The organism is Listeria rocourtiae FSL F6-920 (genome assembly GCF_000525975.1).
Classification (GTDB): Bacteria; Bacillota; Bacilli; order Lactobacillales; family Listeriaceae; genus Listeria_A; species Listeria_A rocourtiae.
On the sequence record NZ_AODK01000004.1, the window covers coordinates 90,439 to 108,246 of the forward strand.

Annotated in this window: 33 protein-coding genes, 1 tRNA gene and 1 pseudogene; all 35 read right to left on the bottom strand. The window is 40.5% G+C overall.

From position 1 onward, the window contains the following. Positions 1–30: 30 nt before the first annotated feature. The 35 genes and pseudogenes from PROCOU_RS01265 to PROCOU_RS17655 all read right to left on the bottom strand — a co-directional run bounded on the left by PROCOU_RS01265 (position 31) and on the right by PROCOU_RS17655 (position 17,687). On the bottom strand, positions 31–1,410 hold the full coding sequence (locus tag PROCOU_RS01265; RefSeq protein WP_036069155.1) for a polysaccharide deacetylase family protein: 1,380 nt from the start codon (positions 1,408–1,410) through the stop codon (positions 31–33). Positions 1,411–1,432: 22 nt separating this feature from the next. After that, positions 1,433–1,882: a phage tail tube protein gene (locus PROCOU_RS01270; RefSeq protein ID WP_036069156.1), complete on the bottom strand. Its 450-nt coding sequence runs from the start codon at positions 1,880–1,882 to the stop codon at positions 1,433–1,435. 2 nt (positions 1,883–1,884) lie between these two features. Next, a complete protein-coding gene (locus PROCOU_RS01275; RefSeq protein WP_036069157.1) occupies positions 1,885–2,292 on the bottom strand; it encodes a hypothetical protein in 408 nt (135 codons plus the stop codon). After that, positions 2,289–2,591, bottom strand: coding sequence for a minor capsid protein (locus PROCOU_RS01280; protein ID WP_036069158.1), 303 nt, complete (start codon positions 2,589–2,591; stop codon positions 2,289–2,291). Before PROCOU_RS01280 ends, PROCOU_RS01275 begins: the two co-directional genes overlap by 4 nt. 27 nt (positions 2,592–2,618) lie before the next feature. Further along, complete coding sequence (locus PROCOU_RS01285) at positions 2,619–2,960, bottom strand: putative minor capsid protein (RefSeq protein WP_051994060.1); 342 nt, start codon at positions 2,958–2,960, stop codon at positions 2,619–2,621. Then, positions 2,960–3,358, bottom strand: coding sequence for a head-tail connector protein (locus PROCOU_RS01290; RefSeq protein ID WP_243832109.1), 399 nt, complete (start codon positions 3,356–3,358; stop codon positions 2,960–2,962). The genes PROCOU_RS01285 and PROCOU_RS01290 overlap by 1 nt, the downstream gene beginning before the upstream one ends. A 147-nt stretch (positions 3,359–3,505) precedes the next feature. Then, complete coding sequence (locus tag PROCOU_RS01295; protein ID WP_036069159.1) at positions 3,506–4,498, bottom strand: major capsid protein; 993 nt, start codon at positions 4,496–4,498, stop codon at positions 3,506–3,508. Next, positions 4,498–5,094 (bottom strand): annotated as a pseudogene (locus PROCOU_RS01300) (phage scaffolding protein). The gene PROCOU_RS01295 and the pseudogene PROCOU_RS01300 overlap by 1 nt, the downstream one beginning before the upstream one ends. A 91-nt stretch (positions 5,095–5,185) precedes the next feature. After that, entirely contained in the window at positions 5,186–6,331 is a 1,146-nt protein-coding gene (locus PROCOU_RS01305; RefSeq protein ID WP_036069161.1) for a phage minor capsid protein, read from the bottom strand. A 5-nt stretch (positions 6,332–6,336) separates the two neighbouring features. Then, positions 6,337–7,722, bottom strand: coding sequence for a phage portal protein (locus tag PROCOU_RS01310; RefSeq protein WP_244266203.1), 1,386 nt, complete (start codon positions 7,720–7,722; stop codon positions 6,337–6,339). Positions 7,723–7,839: 117 nt separating this feature from the next. Then, the gene (locus PROCOU_RS19005; protein WP_341871236.1) at positions 7,840–8,004 is read right to left on the bottom strand and encodes a hypothetical protein; all 165 of its coding nucleotides are present in this window, start codon (positions 8,002–8,004) and stop codon (positions 7,840–7,842) included. Then, a complete protein-coding gene (locus PROCOU_RS01315) occupies positions 7,997–9,136 on the bottom strand; it encodes a PBSX family phage terminase large subunit (protein WP_341871237.1) in 1,140 nt (379 codons plus the stop codon). The genes PROCOU_RS19005 and PROCOU_RS01315 overlap by 8 nt, the downstream gene beginning before the upstream one ends. Then, positions 9,120–9,914: a terminase small subunit gene (locus PROCOU_RS16235; RefSeq protein ID WP_051994064.1), complete on the bottom strand. Its 795-nt coding sequence runs from the start codon at positions 9,912–9,914 to the stop codon at positions 9,120–9,122. Before PROCOU_RS16235 ends, PROCOU_RS01315 begins: the two co-directional genes overlap by 17 nt. 40 nt (positions 9,915–9,954) lie before the next feature. Further along, positions 9,955–10,197, bottom strand: coding sequence for a hypothetical protein (locus PROCOU_RS01325; RefSeq protein WP_036069163.1), 243 nt, complete (start codon positions 10,195–10,197; stop codon positions 9,955–9,957). 129 nt (positions 10,198–10,326) lie between these two features. Beyond that, positions 10,327–10,497 carry a DUF7336 domain-containing protein gene (locus PROCOU_RS17640; protein ID WP_159101167.1) on the bottom strand — a complete coding sequence of 57 codons (171 nt, stop codon included), beginning with the start codon at positions 10,495–10,497 and terminating at the stop codon, positions 10,327–10,329. 299 nt (positions 10,498–10,796) lie between these two features. Continuing rightward, positions 10,797–10,864, bottom strand: a tRNA-Ala gene (locus PROCOU_RS01330). A gap of 113 nt (positions 10,865–10,977) precedes the next feature. After that, on the bottom strand, positions 10,978–11,415 hold the full coding sequence (locus PROCOU_RS01335; RefSeq protein WP_036069164.1) for an ArpU family phage packaging/lysis transcriptional regulator: 438 nt from the start codon (positions 11,413–11,415) through the stop codon (positions 10,978–10,980). A gap of 76 nt (positions 11,416–11,491) precedes the next feature. After that, positions 11,492–12,271, bottom strand: a complete 780-nt coding sequence (locus tag PROCOU_RS01340) for a hypothetical protein (RefSeq protein WP_036069165.1) — start codon at positions 12,269–12,271, stop codon at positions 11,492–11,494. 1 nt (position 12,272) lies between these two features. Next, positions 12,273–12,818, bottom strand: coding sequence for a LemA family protein (locus PROCOU_RS01345; protein ID WP_036069166.1), 546 nt, complete (start codon positions 12,816–12,818; stop codon positions 12,273–12,275). Between the two features lie 65 nt (positions 12,819–12,883). After that, entirely contained in the window at positions 12,884–13,129 is a 246-nt protein-coding gene (locus tag PROCOU_RS01350) for a hypothetical protein (protein ID WP_036069167.1), read from the bottom strand. A 2-nt stretch (positions 13,130–13,131) separates the two neighbouring features. Beyond that, positions 13,132–13,380: a DUF1064 domain-containing protein gene (locus tag PROCOU_RS19170; protein WP_425268379.1), complete on the bottom strand. Its 249-nt coding sequence runs from the start codon at positions 13,378–13,380 to the stop codon at positions 13,132–13,134. Beyond that, positions 13,289–13,561: a DUF1064 domain-containing protein gene (locus PROCOU_RS19175; protein WP_425268380.1), complete on the bottom strand. Its 273-nt coding sequence runs from the start codon at positions 13,559–13,561 to the stop codon at positions 13,289–13,291. The genes PROCOU_RS19170 and PROCOU_RS19175 overlap by 92 nt, the downstream gene beginning before the upstream one ends. Beyond that, positions 13,482–13,829, bottom strand: a complete 348-nt coding sequence (locus PROCOU_RS01360; protein ID WP_036069168.1) for a hypothetical protein — start codon at positions 13,827–13,829, stop codon at positions 13,482–13,484. Before PROCOU_RS01360 ends, PROCOU_RS19175 begins: the two co-directional genes overlap by 80 nt. Beyond that, positions 13,830–14,162 (bottom strand): hypothetical protein, encoded by a 333-nt coding sequence (locus PROCOU_RS01365; RefSeq protein ID WP_036069170.1) that lies wholly within the window; start codon positions 14,160–14,162, stop codon positions 13,830–13,832. After that, complete coding sequence (locus PROCOU_RS01370; RefSeq protein ID WP_036069171.1) at positions 14,159–14,419, bottom strand: hypothetical protein; 261 nt, start codon at positions 14,417–14,419, stop codon at positions 14,159–14,161. The genes PROCOU_RS01365 and PROCOU_RS01370 overlap by 4 nt, the downstream gene beginning before the upstream one ends. Continuing rightward, positions 14,419–14,709: a hypothetical protein gene (locus PROCOU_RS01375; RefSeq protein ID WP_036069173.1), complete on the bottom strand. Its 291-nt coding sequence runs from the start codon at positions 14,707–14,709 to the stop codon at positions 14,419–14,421. The genes PROCOU_RS01370 and PROCOU_RS01375 overlap by 1 nt, the downstream gene beginning before the upstream one ends. After that, a complete protein-coding gene (locus PROCOU_RS01380; RefSeq protein WP_036069175.1) occupies positions 14,696–15,139 on the bottom strand; it encodes a hypothetical protein in 444 nt (147 codons plus the stop codon). Before PROCOU_RS01380 ends, PROCOU_RS01375 begins: the two co-directional genes overlap by 14 nt. Then, complete coding sequence (locus PROCOU_RS01385; RefSeq protein WP_036069176.1) at positions 15,136–15,369, bottom strand: hypothetical protein; 234 nt, start codon at positions 15,367–15,369, stop codon at positions 15,136–15,138. The genes PROCOU_RS01380 and PROCOU_RS01385 overlap by 4 nt, the downstream gene beginning before the upstream one ends. Then, positions 15,366–15,566, bottom strand: a complete 201-nt coding sequence (locus tag PROCOU_RS17645) for a hypothetical protein (protein WP_036069178.1) — start codon at positions 15,564–15,566, stop codon at positions 15,366–15,368. The genes PROCOU_RS01385 and PROCOU_RS17645 overlap by 4 nt, the downstream gene beginning before the upstream one ends. Positions 15,567–15,602: 36 nt before the next feature. Further along, entirely contained in the window at positions 15,603–16,055 is a 453-nt protein-coding gene (locus PROCOU_RS01395) for a YopX family protein (RefSeq protein ID WP_051994066.1), read from the bottom strand. Then, positions 16,042–16,407: a hypothetical protein gene (locus tag PROCOU_RS01405; RefSeq protein ID WP_036069180.1), complete on the bottom strand. Its 366-nt coding sequence runs from the start codon at positions 16,405–16,407 to the stop codon at positions 16,042–16,044. Before PROCOU_RS01405 ends, PROCOU_RS01395 begins: the two co-directional genes overlap by 14 nt. Next, positions 16,404–17,030, bottom strand: a complete 627-nt coding sequence (locus PROCOU_RS01410) for a DUF1642 domain-containing protein (RefSeq protein ID WP_051994070.1) — start codon at positions 17,028–17,030, stop codon at positions 16,404–16,406. The genes PROCOU_RS01405 and PROCOU_RS01410 overlap by 4 nt, the downstream gene beginning before the upstream one ends. Next, positions 17,027–17,200, bottom strand: coding sequence for a hypothetical protein (locus PROCOU_RS17650; RefSeq protein WP_159101168.1), 174 nt, complete (start codon positions 17,198–17,200; stop codon positions 17,027–17,029). The genes PROCOU_RS01410 and PROCOU_RS17650 overlap by 4 nt, the downstream gene beginning before the upstream one ends. Beyond that, positions 17,197–17,526 (bottom strand): hypothetical protein, encoded by a 330-nt coding sequence (locus PROCOU_RS01415; RefSeq protein ID WP_051994072.1) that lies wholly within the window; start codon positions 17,524–17,526, stop codon positions 17,197–17,199. The genes PROCOU_RS17650 and PROCOU_RS01415 overlap by 4 nt, the downstream gene beginning before the upstream one ends. Next, positions 17,523–17,687: a hypothetical protein gene (locus tag PROCOU_RS17655; RefSeq protein ID WP_159101169.1), complete on the bottom strand. Its 165-nt coding sequence runs from the start codon at positions 17,685–17,687 to the stop codon at positions 17,523–17,525. The genes PROCOU_RS01415 and PROCOU_RS17655 overlap by 4 nt, the downstream gene beginning before the upstream one ends. Between the last annotated feature and the right edge of the window lie 121 nt (positions 17,688–17,808).

A 17,808-nucleotide genomic window follows, 5' to 3' on the forward strand; every position in this document is an offset into this window, starting at 1 on the left:
CAAAATAGCCCCCGCAAGGAGGGCTTTATTTTATTTACTTAATTCGCTAACAGTCGGCACAATCACCCTGTCAGCTTCAACTTCGGATTTCACTTTATCAGCAAGGGCAATATATCGCTCTTTACTCCAATACATAGCATCTGTCGTAATCTCGCTCTCGGGTATCAGTTTGTGCGTCAAGAATGTAATGGTACCACCGATTGCAATGGCTTCATTTACCGCCTTGATAGCATTATCCGCTGTGACGCTAGGTGTTAGATTGAATGCCTTAGCTAAATAATTATCGCGCTGACTTTCTAGGTCAATACCATTAATTAGTGAGCGCCCCCATGTGAAATTAAGCTCTTCCAGTGCCGAAAGTACAATATCGCTATATTTCCCTTGCGGATAAGCTGTAATATCCGCCGCACGCTCAAAGCCATTTGCAATTAACCAATCGTAGCAATTGCCCAATTCCGCTTTCACCTGGTCTTTGGTTAATGCCGAAAGGTCTGGATGTGTTTCTGTGTGGTTGAATATATCCCAGCGTAAGTTGTAAAGCTCTGTAAATTGTGTTTTAGTCATGTATCCGATTGCGCTTAACTTGTTTTTAATAAGCCCTATGTTGCCACGTAAATTACGGCTTTTTAGTATAGGGTAATGGTCATCATATTGTGAAATCCAACCATCATCCATCGTGAAAAGGACGTTTGCACTGTTAGCTTTAACACTTGAAATACTGTCAAAGCTAACCTCTGCTGTTATACCACTGACAGGCTCCACACGAACCTGCATGGCTAACATAGGCGCATCGAAATCAAAGCCCGCACTTTTTGTCATACCTTCTAGCGAGAATGCGACTTTGTTCCACCCTTTTTTCAGATCAGACTGCAAAATATTTTTCGAGGCGTTGACCGTTAGTGCTGTTGTGTTAGAAATGTATATAACCAGCTTACTCACCGCCGTTATATCAGGAACATAAAACAATACTTCTAACCCAGTCTTATCTTTCAAATCGACATTAATCGTTGCATTACGCATGAAGGCAATCACCTTATCAGCAACTAATTTTATAGATTGGGTATCAGCTGTGTTCACTGTATCCGCTACACGTGACGTCCCTGCACCTGATTGCAATTGCCAACTCGTCAAGTTCGTAAATGAGTCGACGTTTTCAATAACCCTCTTAATCTCAGGCAATTGAACAGAAACATCTACATCCGTTTTAATAGAACTATCGACTTTGGACGTTACCGTGAGTGTTACGTCTCCTCCGGCAATAGCTTTTATATTTCCTAGGCTATCAACCTCTATAATATTGCTATTAGTCTCATAAATAACGCTATCGTCAGCGTCATCAGGTGAAGTAGCAATATTGATTTTAGCCCTGCCTTGAAGCTTCAACGCTGATAGTTCCGTTTGATTGGTCACTGTGACGCTGACCGGCTTGGGCTTAGGGCGCAGCTACCTCTTCTGGCGTTTCGTCAAAACTAATTTTTACACTGAATTCGCCTTTTGTTTCTGCGGCGCCACCAAATGGTATAATTTCAGAAGCTGTCGCAATACCCTGAGCTGTCACCCCATCGACTTGTTTCACTTTGAAATATAGCTTTCTATTATCTCCAGTTTTACGGAACATTCCTGCAATCAAATCTTGCGCTTTGTCCCCATATTTACGATGTCCGGAAACATCGTAACTTTCCGAAACACCAGTAACATCTTTCGTTTTTGAGCCTCCGCCGTCGTAATAGGCTGTTTCATCTACTTCTTCCTCTGAACTAGGTTTAATTTCTTGAATACCGCCAGCCAGTGGTAACCATTCCGCGCTTTCGATGCTTTCAACCAGTTCAGCTATTTCATACTCTGTCTTTGCATTTACTACAAAACCTGTTTGTGTTGGCATAATTATTTACCTCCTAAAATTAATAAACTGTAATGGTTGCTTGAATAATCAAGCGAAAGAAAAAGAACCCTTTTTCGTCTTCTCCGACAAAAAAAAGATTCATTCGTTGTTTTAATACCATCAAAATCATATGAGCTATTTCCGCTAGGTAAGTGCTTCGCGGCTTCTAGATGAAGCGAAATAGCATTTAATGAATCGATTGCTTTTTTCTGGTCCTTGGTCTTAATACTGAACTCATAGTTTAGCGCTTTTTGCTCTGTGCCATCGTAATATGACTTAATAGTCTTACCACCAGCGATAGAGTTAAGCGCGATGGAATCTTCAACGTCCAAAGCGCCAGCCCGTATCGGATAAGCTAATTTGAGCGTATCAACTTCATTCATAAGCATGTCTTGAAAATCTAAACTCATAATCCGCATCCTTTCTTAAATGCTGTCAGCCAATCACTCATAAACATAGTTTTTGCTTCTAAGTCCCATCTAGGACCTGTTCCTGGCGTTGTATAATTCGAAAATTGATTATAGAATAGGCGTTTCGCATAGGGTGTCTTCCAAATTAATGTGCTTCCGTCAGCGGCAACAGCTCCTACTTGCCTTAACAAGTAACTATCCGCGGGTATAAACTGATTCATATCAGCTAAAGCCTGATTGGCTAATGCGTATTTTCCTTTTTCTAAGTTTTTCTTGCCGAGCTTTTTTTTTAACCCCATCTAGATTAATGTTAACTTTAACGCCCATTAGATCACCTTCAATTCATAGGACCATGTTTCTGCACGATAAGGGTGCGAAAAACTAGAAGCACTCTGTAAAATCGCCTCTTTCTCGTCATATGTTATCTTAGAGCGTTCTATAAACGCCGGGAATGGCGTCGTATGATCCGCATAACAATAGATAGTTGCATTTGCCATAATTTTTGTTTCGCTTGCGTCTCGGCTAAAAGCTAGCGTTCTGTCAATCCGCACATACTTAACTAGCACTGGAGCTTTATATGTCGCTTTGCCGTAACGGTCCTCATCTATAAATTCTTCGTAAACAAACGTATCAACAAGCATGTTTTTAGGAATTTTAGGCAGTCGCATCAACAAACACCTCGACTTAACAGCCCTGTACCTTCAAGATAAATGTAAATATCATCAGAAATTATAGACTTACTTTCATTCTTGCCGGCTGCATTAAATTTAGACGTATTCGAGATTGATGTGCTACCTATAGCGACATTTTGAGGCGAATTATTAAGGCTTTCTGTTGTCAGCTCACCCGTTTCTAAGAAGTATTCAATTTGGCAGCCTAGGGCCTTCTTGAACGCTTCTTTGCGGTAAGGGTAGTCGCTTTCAAGCTCTTCAAACACGTAGAAACGGCGAGTCGTGTTGTCCAGAACGGCGCTCGCCTTGGATAAAAGTTTGTCAAAATGATCTTGGTCCTCTATTCGCTCAAAACCTTGAGCGTTGTATTCGCTCAACGTAAGATAACTCTCCACGTTACCCCTCCTTATCTAAATAAGAGATTAAAGTTGCTTTATTGTCATTTGTTTTATAATCGATTCCCATGTCGTCCAGTAGTAACTTAATTTCTGGAACAGTAAGGCTATTGTAGTCTACTGTCGCCGCACGAGATTGCGGCGGTGCTACTCCCCCGAGCCACCTGATTGTTCAGTTAGTGCGTGATTAATCCCGATAATGCCGATTTGCTTATCTTCGTAAACTTTTTCCCAGTTAGTGGCTTTAGCAAGGTCTTTGTTTGTTGGAGTAATCTCTCCCGCTTCACGATCAGCGTTTGTAAATTTAACGCCGTAAGGGTGCATCGTGAATGCTCGACGAGTAAACACTTGATCGTTGCCTTTGGCAGAATCGCGTGCTGTTTCATACGTTGTTAGTTTCGCTGGATTACCTGTGTTACGACCAATGGAGCCTGTAGCGAATAGATAAGACGTGTAAACAGAGTCTTTAACCGGAACACCGTCATCTTGAACAACGCGGTATCCTAAATACGTTGGAATATTGACCTCACCGCGTGCGTTAGGAATAAACGCAATTAGATTCTGTTTCTGTAATTCAGTATAAACAGCAGAGTGCATAACGATTAAACTTAGTCTATCTGCTGAATCGCCTAGCAACTGCTTTGCATCAAGCACTAGATTTCCCGAGATTGCCGACGTTGGTTTATCAAGAAGGTGCGTGCTTGCCAATGCGCCGTTATTTGCAAACAATCCATTTAACACAGAGATTAGGACCGTTTGCTCTCTACGCATCCACCATGAGGCGATTTTTCCCATCAAAGCACCCATAGGATCGTCACCTGAGATAACAGCCGCTAATTCGTTGACAGACCATCCACGGCCACGATACATTACCGCAGAAATATCGGCACCTGCAATGATTTTACCTGTGCCTAGCGCTTTGTCCCCGTCACCGAGTGTCTCGTCTTCACCGTCTAAATCATTCCAGAATGGCATATTGACAAGCAACCCGCCCGCTGTGATATTTTGTGATACGGATTGATCCGCAACAGCGACACCCGATTGGATGATAGCCGATTTTTCTTCTGTAAAGTTGTTCATATACGTATTGAACACTTCTGGCGTTACAACATCTAATAAACGCGTAATTTCATTTGCCATTATTTATTCTCTCCTTTATCCGTCAAAAATTTAGTTAGATTAAATTTTTCACTTTTCATTTGTTGGCCTAACGGACCTTCTTTAACAACTGTTTGCCCCGGATTTCCTCCCGTAACAATCTGTAGGGTTGTCGCTTTCTCGCTTTCACCAAACAGATAGGATTCATTTTCCTGTAAAGCTTTCAGCTGTTCGTCTAGCCCATTAACACCTTTTTCCGTTACCTCTAAGCCATCTAAATCCAACAAAGCCTTTGCCGCTTTGATATTTTTAGCTCCGCTTTTAGTCAGCGCTAAATCAATTGCAGCATTTTTTTTTGGTCTCTGCGAGTTGGACCTCCGAATCAGCTTTTAACGTATCGTAATCCCCTTGCCACTTTTCTAGTTGTTGTTTTAATTCTTCGCTTGTACCCGAGTCTTTTTTTCAACGTTTTCAATATCTGAATCTCGTTGTGAAAGTTGCTCCTTAAAGCTATCTCTTTCAACTTCCAATTCAGTTACTTTCTGCTTTTCGGCAGTGAGGCTTTTACCGTGTTCAGACATTACTTTATCAATCGTTTCTTTGTCCAAGCCTAAACTTTCTAAAAAATCACGTTTCATATTATTTCCTCCTACGATTTTTTACGTGGTACGACCACGAGGGCCGTCTTTTTACGACATCCGAGCAGGTCGAGACAAAATAAATAAGCCCTTAGGACTTGTTTTTCGTTAATAATTCTTTTGGTGTAACGACTTTCTCGCGTTTGTAGTTCCGTTTAAGATGACTTGCGTTTGATTCGTTTAAAAGGTCCCTCATCTGCGCTTGTTGACTGCTTAATAGCCGCTTGAAATGATCTAATTTGTCTGAACCTAGCTCTTGCGTGATAATGATATTTTTCTTCGTGGCCCTAATGCGTCTTTCTAGCGTTCGTTGCATCTGGCGGTATTTATAGCGCTCATCCATGTCTTCGGTGTCATACACGGGTTGGTTGTTTGTATTTACACCCGGTACAAACGGTATAATACGATGCCGACAATTGATTCCCAAGGTTCCGCCCGGTTTGCCATAGCCGAATTCATAAATAGAGGGATAGCCCGATTCGTTTTTACCGAATGGGCGCATGTCTAATACAAGCCCTTGGCATCCAGCACATCTTGGCGCCGCATCATAAATAGATGTCATCAGTACGGTATATACGTCGTATTCTCCCATTCTGGATGTACTCAGTTCATTATAGGTGTTATTTACTGTTGAACGAATCACCGTGTCAACATAGCGTTCTAAGGACCACGTATGCCCGCCCTTGTCTACAAACCCGCTATCGATACCTTTATTGACCCAGCGTAATATCGTCTCCTCTAACGCCTTGTCCAGCGTTTTTACGCCACTAATAACTTTAGCAGTTGTTTCATTGATGATTCGTTGGTACATCTGAGCTACTAAGCTAGTACCGTAATTCGTTGTGATGAGGGTTTGGTTCACTAAGTTATCAAGTTCCAAAAACACTTGCCCTACATGGGCACTTAAGATGACATCTAAATCGTTTGGGAGAGGTTTAGGGTCAAATACTTTCTTTAAATGGCTGTCAACATCTTTTATCGCTGAATAACCAGCATCTGAAACTATCCTTTTTATCTCTTCCGATGATCGGCCAGACACAATAGAAAGCTCCTTGATAATGTTGTTGTTTATCATATTTAGTTGTGCCAGCGTTTCTATTTGCCATTCTAAGAGTGTTGCATTACCGCTCGCTTTTAAGCGTCGAGCGATTTGTTTAAAAATATCTATTTCTAGCGCTCTATACATGTCGACAACTTGACTTGTATAAAGGTCCAGTTGATGCGGCGTAATAGACATCTAAATCACTCCTCACGACCTAATAAACTGACTTCCGCTAAAGCTTGTTGCTGATCTGGCGAAGCTTTTAATTGTTCCTCGATTATTCTTTCAAGCTCTGCTATAGCCTCTTTTTCTGTAACGCCATATTGCCTCATTATCGCGGTCCTTTTCGATAGCATTCCTAATGTTACGGCCTTGCCGTGATAATCTAACTTAGCTTCCTTGCTGGAGAAAACGCCATCGTCAAAGTCTACATTTATACCAAAATCCATTTCGCTATTGTAAAGCCCGTAGGCTGCCGCAAGCTCAAAAATTGTGATTACTAATTCTGTAAGGGCCTCACCAACAATCAATGTATTATCGGTCCGCGTTTGGTATGTCTCCGTGTTTTCTGAAATAACCTCAGTTGCTGTCTTGACTGATTTACCATCAAATGAGAACGTTCCAGAGCTAAAGCCGGTATTTAGTTCAATCACTCGTAAGATAAAATTAATGGATTCTATGAACTCTGATGCTCTAAGAGCGGGCGCAAATTCATCAATAAATGGTTCGTCACTACTCAATTTGTTATAGACGCCCGTTTTTTTGTCGAATCTCTGGATTGACTTACCTTCTGAGTTGTATCTCGTCTTAAAGAAATGGTCCGAGGCAATAATTCTTGTCTTCGCTTCTTCTATTTCCCACATAAATTCATCGTATTTGTCATTAATATCTTGCAATTGCCTTTTGGCATTATCGATAACGCCTAGGCCAAGGGGGCTTCCGTAATTTATGTTATTCTTTCCTGCGAGTTTGATATAGATAAAAAGCGGTCGGGTAAATCCCTGGAGGGTTACAGACTCTTGTAGTTTTTTGTATTTATCCAGCGCTGATAACGGAACCTTAATACCGATTTCCATTTCCGTTTCGGACCTGTACAATTCATTTGAAATGACGTATGAGCCGTTTATCCATTCGTGGAATTCTAATAGTGTGTATGTGATTGTTTTCTTGTTCTCTGTCCGCTGGGTCTTTGTCGCGATTGCCGCTTCGCTAACGTCGTTTGTGTTTGACTCAAGCGGATAGAAACTATCTGCGGAACAATACGCTATTTTTATGGTTTTAGAATTCTCATCATAATATGGCCTAAGGACCAAGCCGCTAATAGCATAGCCGCCTTCTAGTTCTTCGCCAAAGTTCTTTCTAAACTTAGATTTTTCTAATGTTTTTTGTAAAAAATCATTCGCTTTTTTATTATCAACTGATATTTTGCAGCCGTCGTTGAATACGAGCTTGGAAAGCTTTTTCGATACCACTTTCGATACATTAATCGCATGATATTCTCGCTCCACGTCATCCCCATCAACGTTTTTATAACTGACATAAGTCTGTGGGTTTGCGTAAAACTTTTTTGTTCTGGAATATCCTATCTAACTCATTTTGCGGGATATTAATTTTTTGGGTGATCCGTTATATTCTCTAAAGACTCAACCATGCCTAACTTAGCACCACCTTTCCTAAACAAATTTTTTAATGTTTTCTAGCAATCAAATCACCCCCAAATATGTTTTAGTAAAGTAGTTGACTCCGTAGCGCGCTTCATCTAATGCGTGATTGCTTTTATCAACAGGAATGCCATTATCATTTCGCACATACATCCCGATTTCCTTCACAAAATTGTAATGATCGTAAGGGGCCTCATGCTCATACAAAAAAAAACACACCTTTCGAAAGCGCATTTTGCATTCGCTCTATCCCGATTTCTATCTTTAATCCGTTGCTTGAAATCTTATCTCTGGTGTTGTTGTCCGCCTTATCTGTATCAATTCCTAGTAAGTGTAATTCTTCTCGTAATGACTTACAGGCTGGATCTACAAAAAAGTAATTATAGTGCGGGAATTCCGCCCACTTCGTTCTACACCAGCCAACGAATTCTTTTATCTCTTTAGCGTAAATGGACATTGCTTTCACTAGGCCCGTGTCTGTACCGCTGTGATAGTAATTTGCCATACGGTATAGATAATACTGCCCTTGATAAAAAGTAACTGCCCAGAAAGCGCAGGTAGTCGCGTCTCCTTGTCCTCCATCGGCAGTAAAAAACGTCTCAATAACAGCGCCTTTAAGATTCTTAGTTGAGTGCTTTTCTATGTCAAACATGGAGTAAATAACACCCTCGGGCATAACGCGTTGACCTAACCAATCGCGTTTGTAGAGGTAGTCGGACACTTTACATTGTTCTTCCCAATCCGCTAACCTAGAACCCGTTAAAATCGGGTTATCATGCGGCCGCCAATGCCTAAATCGATACTTGCCAGTTTTTATAAACGGCTCTAGCGTTTCTAAGTTAGCGTGATTTGGAGCTGGCGGGTTTTGTTCTGCTAAATGGTATCTGAACTTAGCAGCTAATGTTCTTCTGAATGATTCTTCAATAAAGGACTTATGCAGTAAATTAAACTCCAAAAAGGTTACAGTACCGAACGACACCCCTGTGATAGCGCCTACGGAGTTGGCTTTACCTCCACCTTTGTAATAAATCTTCTTTTCGCCATTTGGCAAGTTAAGCCAAAGATGATCGCCGTGTCTATCGCTTCTTAATTCTCCGACATTTTTAAAGATATTAACTAACCCCATGCCCTCGCAATCCATGAACATTCTGTAAGCTTGTTCTTGATTGTATGCCGATATTAAATGATTCATATCAGGGCTAGCTGCATAAATAATAGCCATTTTTTGCGCATCGGAGAATGTTTTCCCAGAACGGATTGTACCCTCATTCATTTCAAGCTCAATGCCCTGTAATGAGGAATAAATATTTTCTGTTTGCTTCTCACTCAGTAGCATCATCAGCACCGCTTTCTATACCGATAATCTTATTACCAATCGCGATTAAATCGTTAACCTGTGCTTTTTCAGCATCATTAATCGCAATCTTGCCAGCTCTATTTTCAAAGATAGCTGCTTCTGATTCGGCTTTGCTTACTTGGGCTTCAATTCTCCTATTGTTCAGTACAGATATATCTTTATAGCCACTGCGATCAAATAGGTCTTGTAAGAGGTCTGATTGAAGCCTTGCGTACTTCTCATATTCAACGTTACTAAGATAGTTCAAATAGAAGTTGCTCATTAAAGCCTCTACATACTTCATTTTCGCTTTTATTGCTCTGCGACTATTGTTATATTCAGTCATTTCATACTCTATCTCTTCACGCCTTGCCGCTGCCTCATTAGTTGTTTGGAACATCATACGTTCTAATTCATCGTCTAAGTTGTCGACGTGTTCAGCAAGAGGTACGTCTTTCAATCGCAAAGAGGCCATTTCCGCATTCAATGCAGTTAATCCCTTTTTGGCCTCGTTGCTTTCAGCTAGCTTAACCCCGCAATCAAGTATGCGACTCCATAGGAGTTTATAAACCTTTTTCGCGTCATCTTGCATTCGTTGCGACACTGTTTTCATTTCTTCATCTATAAATTCGAGCACCTTAACATTCTTTAACAGTCTAGACGCTTGCGATTCTGCTGTCTTTTCGCTATATCCTGCGGTTTTCGCGGCTTCTGTAGCGTTAAAACCGTTTGACACATAAGCCAGTGCAAATACTCTATATTTCTTCTCCGTTTTAGTCACTACATATCACCACGCCTCCCTTTGTTAGAATAGATTTTAATTAGTTGAATAGCCTGCCTCCCTTAGAAAGCAAACGCAATTTCTTGATATTTTTGCGTTTAATCCGCGAGTTGTTCGTGTTGCTTGCTATTTGCATGTGTTTTTTAGCTTCAGGGTGATTGGCTAATACACGCTTAATTCTTTCAACAAAATCAAGGATTGCTACAGCTATTTCCTTGATAAATTTAACTATTTCCTCGAACGCTTTACGCGCCTTATCCTCGAACTTTTGGTTATTTTCCATGCTTCCCACTCCTTTTATAGATTACTACCGCGCATAAAATCCCAATACCTAACCATAGCCACCAATAATTTATGAGCTTTTCACCTTCTGTCATATGGATCATATCGTGTATGAATTGTTTCATATTATTTAATCCTCGCTCGTTCCATACTTATCAATAGTATATTCATCAATCACCATATATCTGTAACTTTTATTGTCTACATACTTTTGCGCTTCTTCTTTGGTGCTGAATACTCCCCATACAATACCTGGTTCATCAACGTAATGCCCTGGTTCAAACAGTACAAATACTTTCATTTCACCACTCCTCACACATAATAAAAAGCACTACGCGTTGTAGTGCCTGCTCGGCGTGTTTAATGTCCAGTAAGCGTAGGACAGTTATGTAAATCCGCAGTTATAAAACCAGGTAACTTCTGCGGTGCCGCTCGTCAACGACTTGTTTTTTGTTCTCCTCTTTTCATTCATTCTACCCGTAGGCGAGGATAAACTATGCCGTGCATAGCTCTGGAAACATAAATCAATAGGACGGTATGTAAAGCCGACCATACAATCAGTTACGTTATAAAACGCGACCTGCAGGGGGTCAGCTTATTACAAGGAGGCTGGATTCGAACCAGCGATTGAAGCGCGACCTCATGCCTTACCGCTTGGCTACTCCTTGATAAAAATGAGAGAAGCGGGAAAAGAAGTTATCTAATTTTTTTTGGGTTTATCCCACTTCTCTCATACTACAATTATACAATGGTTTTTCGCTCTAAAAGTATCAAGAAAGTATCATTTTTGTTTTAGCACTTCAATGCCGAGCGTCGTAGCTAATTGTATAACACCTTTACGCTTTTCACGTTTGTATTGCGCTTCTTCATAAGGCATATCAATCATGACGTCAATATCACGCGAGTCGTGTATGAAGCACTCAATGATGATTTTGCGCTGAAAATGCTCTAGCTGATTGATGATCACATCGTACTTTTTAACGACATCCTGCGCGACCTGGACTGTATCAATATTGTGTATTGCTGCATCCTCGACTTTACTGTTAAACTGATTTGAAAATACGGGAGGCGTAATCGTGTATGTTGTAGTTAGAGTAGGAAATTTACGCTCTCCGGCCTTCACACGCAAGATTTTATAATCCTTGAAAAACTGTTTTAAAGCGCGAACGGTATTGATATAATCAATATCATTCGCTCGTGGTAGGTCAAATAAACTCAATAATAGCGCCCCCTGTGTTATAATTAATTTGTTCGATTAATTAGCGGGGCGCGAGCCTCGTTTTTTTTATTTGTCTCTAATCTTCTAAATACCTATTTTCTAAACTGACATATCCAAAAACCGCAATGCCTGTAAGTACTAACCAGCCAATCCAGAATCCTATTTTCACCCACATAGCACCTTTTTCTAAATGTTCAATTAGTCCCTCTATATCTGTGTTTTCGAGACTTATTTCTGAATCTCCTTTTACGGACGAGAGTCCTTTTTCTCCCGCATTAGCGATAAAACTAGCCTTGAAAGATATAGGCACAGCGCGGTAACTATAGCGCACGTGGCTACCAGTGTAATAGTAATAACCCGTTAGTCTACTTTTATACTTATCTTTCAAAACATCGCTAGCTCGTAGCCTTTCGGATTCTATTAGAGAAAATTTATCAGCACTATATGTTTTTCCATACAAAATCAGCTCGTCCGATTTCTCGGATTTGCCACTTACATAATCCCAAGACCAGTACGTCCGAGTATGGACCTTGCCTTTCGAGTCTGTGTAGGTCTCCGTGTGCATCGTATACTCTTCCCGGCTCTTTTCCACGTAAGCGTAGCTACCTTTTAACTCGGGGAAACTCACGGGCTCTTTTACTTTCAGCTTAGCCTGCACAACCATGTTTCCCTGTTGCGTATCTAAGGCGTAGAGGAAATCTTCTTTGCCTCGAACCTTAAGCGCTGTTTGATACCTTTCCGCTTTGGATAGTAGGTTATCCGTCACGCGCCCGAACAAGAACAATCCGAGGCACGTCATCAGGATAACAATCACAACAGCAATCAGTAGCTCCCTCTTTGTAACCTCGATATCCATCCTATTTACCTCCGAACAAGTCGGTTGCTTGGCTGTTGTCTACTTTGAAATCGAGATATTTATAATCCTGCTTATCGTACCCGATGATTGACAGGATGAAGCTGGCGGGAAATCTCCGAATATATCGGTTATACGTTTTCACCATTGCATTGTAATTTCCGCGGTATTCTGCGAGTCGATTCTCGGTGATACTGAACTCACGCATAGCCGTTTGATAGTTCTTTTGTGATTTTAAGTCCGGATACTGTTCTACGATGACACTAATTGTCTTTTCTGCCGCTTCAATATTACCTTTAGAACTTTGTGATCTAGCTTGAACTATCTTATCCAGAGTTGATTGTTCATATTTATTGTAGCTCTCTATGCTGTCGACTAGATTGTGAAATAAATCCACGCGCCGCTGTTCTTCTTTGGAGATATTCGACTTAGAATTTGATATTTCCTCTTCTAACCCGATAACCCGGTTATTTGTCGTGATACCTATTACCAATAGTAGTACTAACAAACCGAAAACAACCCCAGACCAAATCCAGATTAATTTTTTCATTCTTTTTCCTCCTTTTTTATAAAACCTCTGTCAAAATTCTAAATCCAACGCACTGCTAATCTTCCCTAATTCTTTTTCCATTTTGAACGCCTCCCAATGATTGGTATTATGATAGCCGCAATAGTTATTGTTAACGAAATTATCGTTAAGAAAAGAAATAAGCTTATTCCTAATACGAGCATTATCCAAATTGGCGATAACACCCAAACCCAAGACCAATCAATAACGTCTGTCAGTTTTAAGGCGATAAATAAAATTGTCAGCAATCCAACAAATCCTATTCCGCCACTTTTGCTATTGTTATTTTCCATCCTCATACCTCCACAAATCCTCTGCCCTCAAGCTTAAGGCATTTAATCGAATCCATATACTTCCGTTCAAAAAGCTTTTGTTTGAGCTTAAACGCCTCGGTTTTAACGCCTTTGATGTCGATAATTTCGGTGTGGCCGTCTGCGTATAGAACTTCAAAATCAGCGACGTATTCTATTTTTTTGATGACTCTTGCCGTTTTTTCTGAATCCTTCTTGCAGTAGATACCGAGGTTGGAGTTTAAAGCTCTCAACCTCGCCCGCCTTCTTAAGTAGTTTCAGGTGACCGTAATACGTCGCTTCCGCCTGACTATCGAATGTAAATCCGTCTACGGTGGTTTTCTTATTGTTGTATTTATTTCGAGTAGTCGGTCGCCTCGTTGATGACAATTGCCTCGTACCTTGTTTCAATTTCTTCATCCTCCATGTCCTCATAAAATGTAATTGGCTTGTTTTCTGATTTGCTAAGTGCTTGAATCATAAAGTTTCGGTCTGATTCTTTTTTCTTCGCGCCCAATACAAACTTTTCATATCCAAGCATATCAAGCACCTTTTTCTCCTGAACTAACCACTTAATCATTTCGTGTAGCGAGTCCTTGTTCCATCCGTTGATAATTGACCAATCGCTAACTACTTGAACTAGTTTAGCCTTGTTAGCATCATCCGCTTTGTTGAAATCTTCGCCTGAAATACCTTTCGCCATCTACTCCGCCCCCTTCTCCACCGTCACACTCTGAATAAAAGTTGAAAAATCTTCAAACGTGCTAAGGCTGTTCATCGCATAAAACTTTTTAATCTTTTCGTAGTTTCCTGCAATAAAACCTGCGTTAAAGCAATAACCATTCCCGGATAAGTCGATTGTTCCCCATTTTGCACTATCGTAGTAATTGCCGTCTTCATTCAAAAAGCCGTTATCATCACGTACGTACATATTCTTACCTTTCCAGCCGCTCGAATGGTCGTAGCACTCTGATTCTACAATTACAATTCCTTTTCCTTTGATGAAATTAGCAAATTCTTTATAATCAATTTTCATAGTTTCTCCGCCTCTCTTTGCACTAAGCCACAACCGCTCGCTATCCTCTTGTGATATTCACGGTCATCTAAACCGATAATAAATAACATTCCATCTGATGCAATAGCTTCGACAGTTCCAAGCACATGTCTGTCTCCGTCCGGGAACACAACTACATCGCCAACTCTAAAATCTAGTTTTGGCCTCTTATCTCGTATCGTCAAAAACATGACTAACATTATGGCCGCCGCTACCGTTGCATAAAGTGCTAATTCCACTACTCCTCCTCCCCATCCTTAATCGCAATCCAGACGCCTTTAATGCCAGGGTTTCCATTGTAATTTTCTTTGTTATTAATAAAACGAGTACTACAAGCATCTTGATAACCAACTTTGCTAGCATCGTGTAAATAACCCTCTTCCGCATTCTCGCGCTCTGTGAGGAGTTTATCCGCAATTCTAATAGCTTGAATCATCGGAGCATCTTCATCTACTCCTGTTCCCAGGGCTATTTTACACACGACTAGCGCTTGATTAACAATTTTTCTATCCTTCTCATTCTGCGTCATAGTCTTGCGCCTCCTTCTTCTCAAAATGCTTTCCATAAAATTTCAGAAACCAATCTAATTTTTTTTGAAGTTGATTTGCTTTTTCTTTGTAAGAGTTTATTTCACCTGTCATTTTTTCAACTACAGCGCTTTTCTCTAGCTCGAATTCGTGCGGAGAACACGGCAATATATCATAGTCTGCACTTTCACTATTTATGTTCAAAAATTTAATTTCCGCCCCGAAGTAATCTTGCTTGTAGTATGCAACTTGAATCGTAGGCAAGTCTTTGAAATTAAGGAAATCAACAATTACACCTTCCATTAAATTTTTACTGCCCTTATCTAGTATTTTGATGTTGTCCCCTACTTTAAACTCGTCAACTCTTACTGCTGTTCTCATGTCGACCTCAAAGTTTATTCCATTAATTTCTACCATTGTTTTTTCAGTCATTCCGTTTCCTCCTCAAACCCATCGAATTTTTCATACGCCACGCCTTCAAAATCAGCATTTTCATCTTCTCCTACAAATTCTTCACTGCCGCCTTTTCTGAAATAAAGAATTGTTCCTGCTACTTCGTGTAAACAGTCTTTGTGATAAGCACTGTCGTTAAAAATGATGATATCGTCATACTCAATGAATGTTTCGTCGCATTCCTCGCAAATAGGCTTCGGTGGTGTCATTCCTTTTCCTCCTGTTCAAGCGCCCATGTTGTGAACGCTCGTATGATTTGTACTCGTTCTTTTTCGTTAAAATCGCCGTATGGGCGATATAGTGAACCGTCTAATGCGATCAGGCTGTCCATTATACAATACAGCGACATTGTGAAATCATTGCTTTCTCGATAGTCTTTGTAATTATCGCGCATGAACCACAGCATCGCTTGCTGACGTTCGTCCAGTTTTTTCTACGCCTGTCATTCCGCCGCACCTTCTTTCAATAATTCGGGGTTATCGTAGATGTTTCCGAGGATTTCGATTTCGGTGTCCGCGCCGATACTATCGAACGCTCTATCTAAAATAACTAGTGGGTATCCAGTATCTTCTTTGTCGTATACAATCCATCCGTAGTCATCAAATACAACAGGCGCTTTAAATTCTTTAACTTCCAGTTCAGCGCTTTTGTATCCCTCGCTCATTTCCGTTATTCGTAAAATATCCCCCTCAAAAATCTTGCTGCCGTTTTTGTCTTTTAAGCCTGTGTACTGTTCAAGTAAAACGTCATCCGTAACGTTCACAATGCTGTCATCATGCCCTAAATCTCCGAATAATACATTTCCATTTCGTAAATCTAAAGCTAAATCTGCCACGTCATTTTCAACATATCTATTTCGTATTTTGTCACGCACTCTAAACTCAATCGGTCTCATGCTCGCCCTCCTCTACTCTCTCAACCTCGCCTCCAAAAATTTCAGCAACTTCTTCCGCTTTCCGTTTACTATTGAAAGTCGGCACATCGGATAACGAATCGGGCGCTGTGTCTAAAGCGAAAGTTGGGTGCGTACCGTCTTCGCCCCATCCAGTCCAGTACATTTCGCCAGATTTAACACGCCATGCTCCAATTTCGCGCTCGACTTCTTCACCGAACGCATTAAATCCAGATTCTTGCTGTGCTTGCTTTGATAAGTCATATGCTGTATCGCTACTCAACCAACCACTTTCCCACACTAAACCGTAAAAACTATTGTAAAACGCTAATTGATTTTGTTCTTTTTCAGTCATTTTTTGTTCTCCTCCTCAACTGGTACGGCAAACGCCCAGTACCGTTCGTCTATTGCTTTTATTGTCTTTTCGCTTAATCTTGATTTAAAATCATTCGAAGGGAATTCTTTATTTGTAGCAGCCATCCGTGTCTCGCCACTTCTTGCACCGTGTTGCAAATACGCCCAATTCGTTTCTAAGTCCACTGAATCTTCGTTCCAAGTTAAGAAAGGCATTTTAACATAATACAACTGCTCCTTTTCGACTGTGTAGCCGTCTAACCAAGCTCTTGCGAATAGTTCTTGATTTTTATAAGCTTTGTCATAATCCAAGCCATCTAAATCATCAAAATTTTGCAACCATGACGAAACATCCCAATTTTTAGTATGACAATTAAATGCGGCAGCTAATGTGTTATACACTCCTTTTTTCGCATCTTCAATATAATCAGCGACAAATTGAGGCACTTTAACTAACGCTGGTGCTGGGGCTAAACTGTGTTCTAGTATAGATAAAGTCCCTCCGTCATCCCTCAAAACTTTGTACCAGTCTTTTCTAATTGGGCATTCTTTAATCGTTCCTACAAAGTGTTCATTGTTATAAACAAACTGCACGCTATCTCCTACGTTAAATTTTTGGGTCATAAGTAATCCTCCTCGTCAGTTATTAAAATAACTACTTTCGGACTTCCGTCAACTCCAAATTCACATCCTCCACCTACTTTCACTAGTTCATCTAACATAGTGTCATTAATTTTAACGATGGAATCTTGTTCAAAACGATTCAATAATTCTTTTAGTTCGCCTACTGTCATTGTGAAACCTCCCAAACCAGAACTCCGCATTCTTGGTCGCCAATCTCTTGTGTTGCAACGATATTCACATGAGCGTTGATAGTCCTAGAGTCCGCGCCGTACGGGGTCTCTCCGTTCAATAACGGCACACCGATTCCGTCAATATATGTGTCTGTTCCTAATCTTGTTATAACGCTAGCGATAAACTCTGCTATCTCTGCTAAATCGCTGTGATTGTAAAAATGTTCTCTGAAATGCTCAAACCACGCTTCGTCAAAATACTGTTCGTCTAGTTCAACGATAAATCTATCTTCTCTAACTGCTTCACATTTAAATTTGTGTGTCATAAATCTTCGTCCCCCTTGTCTGTATTTAGTACGACTCTACCGAGACGGGTTTCATATATACCTGCTACATTTACAATTTTAACTAAATTACAATCAACAATAATTACGTCCTGATTGTCGTCATACTTCGAAAGTTCTTCTATCAACTCGCCTACTGTCATGCTTGTTCCTCCTCAAACTTCAAATGATCTGGCATTTCTGAACTCTCAATATGATTCAATTCTTCTTCTAGCCATTTGCGCACGTTGAACTCATTACAAATTGTCTCGTTATGTGGAAATA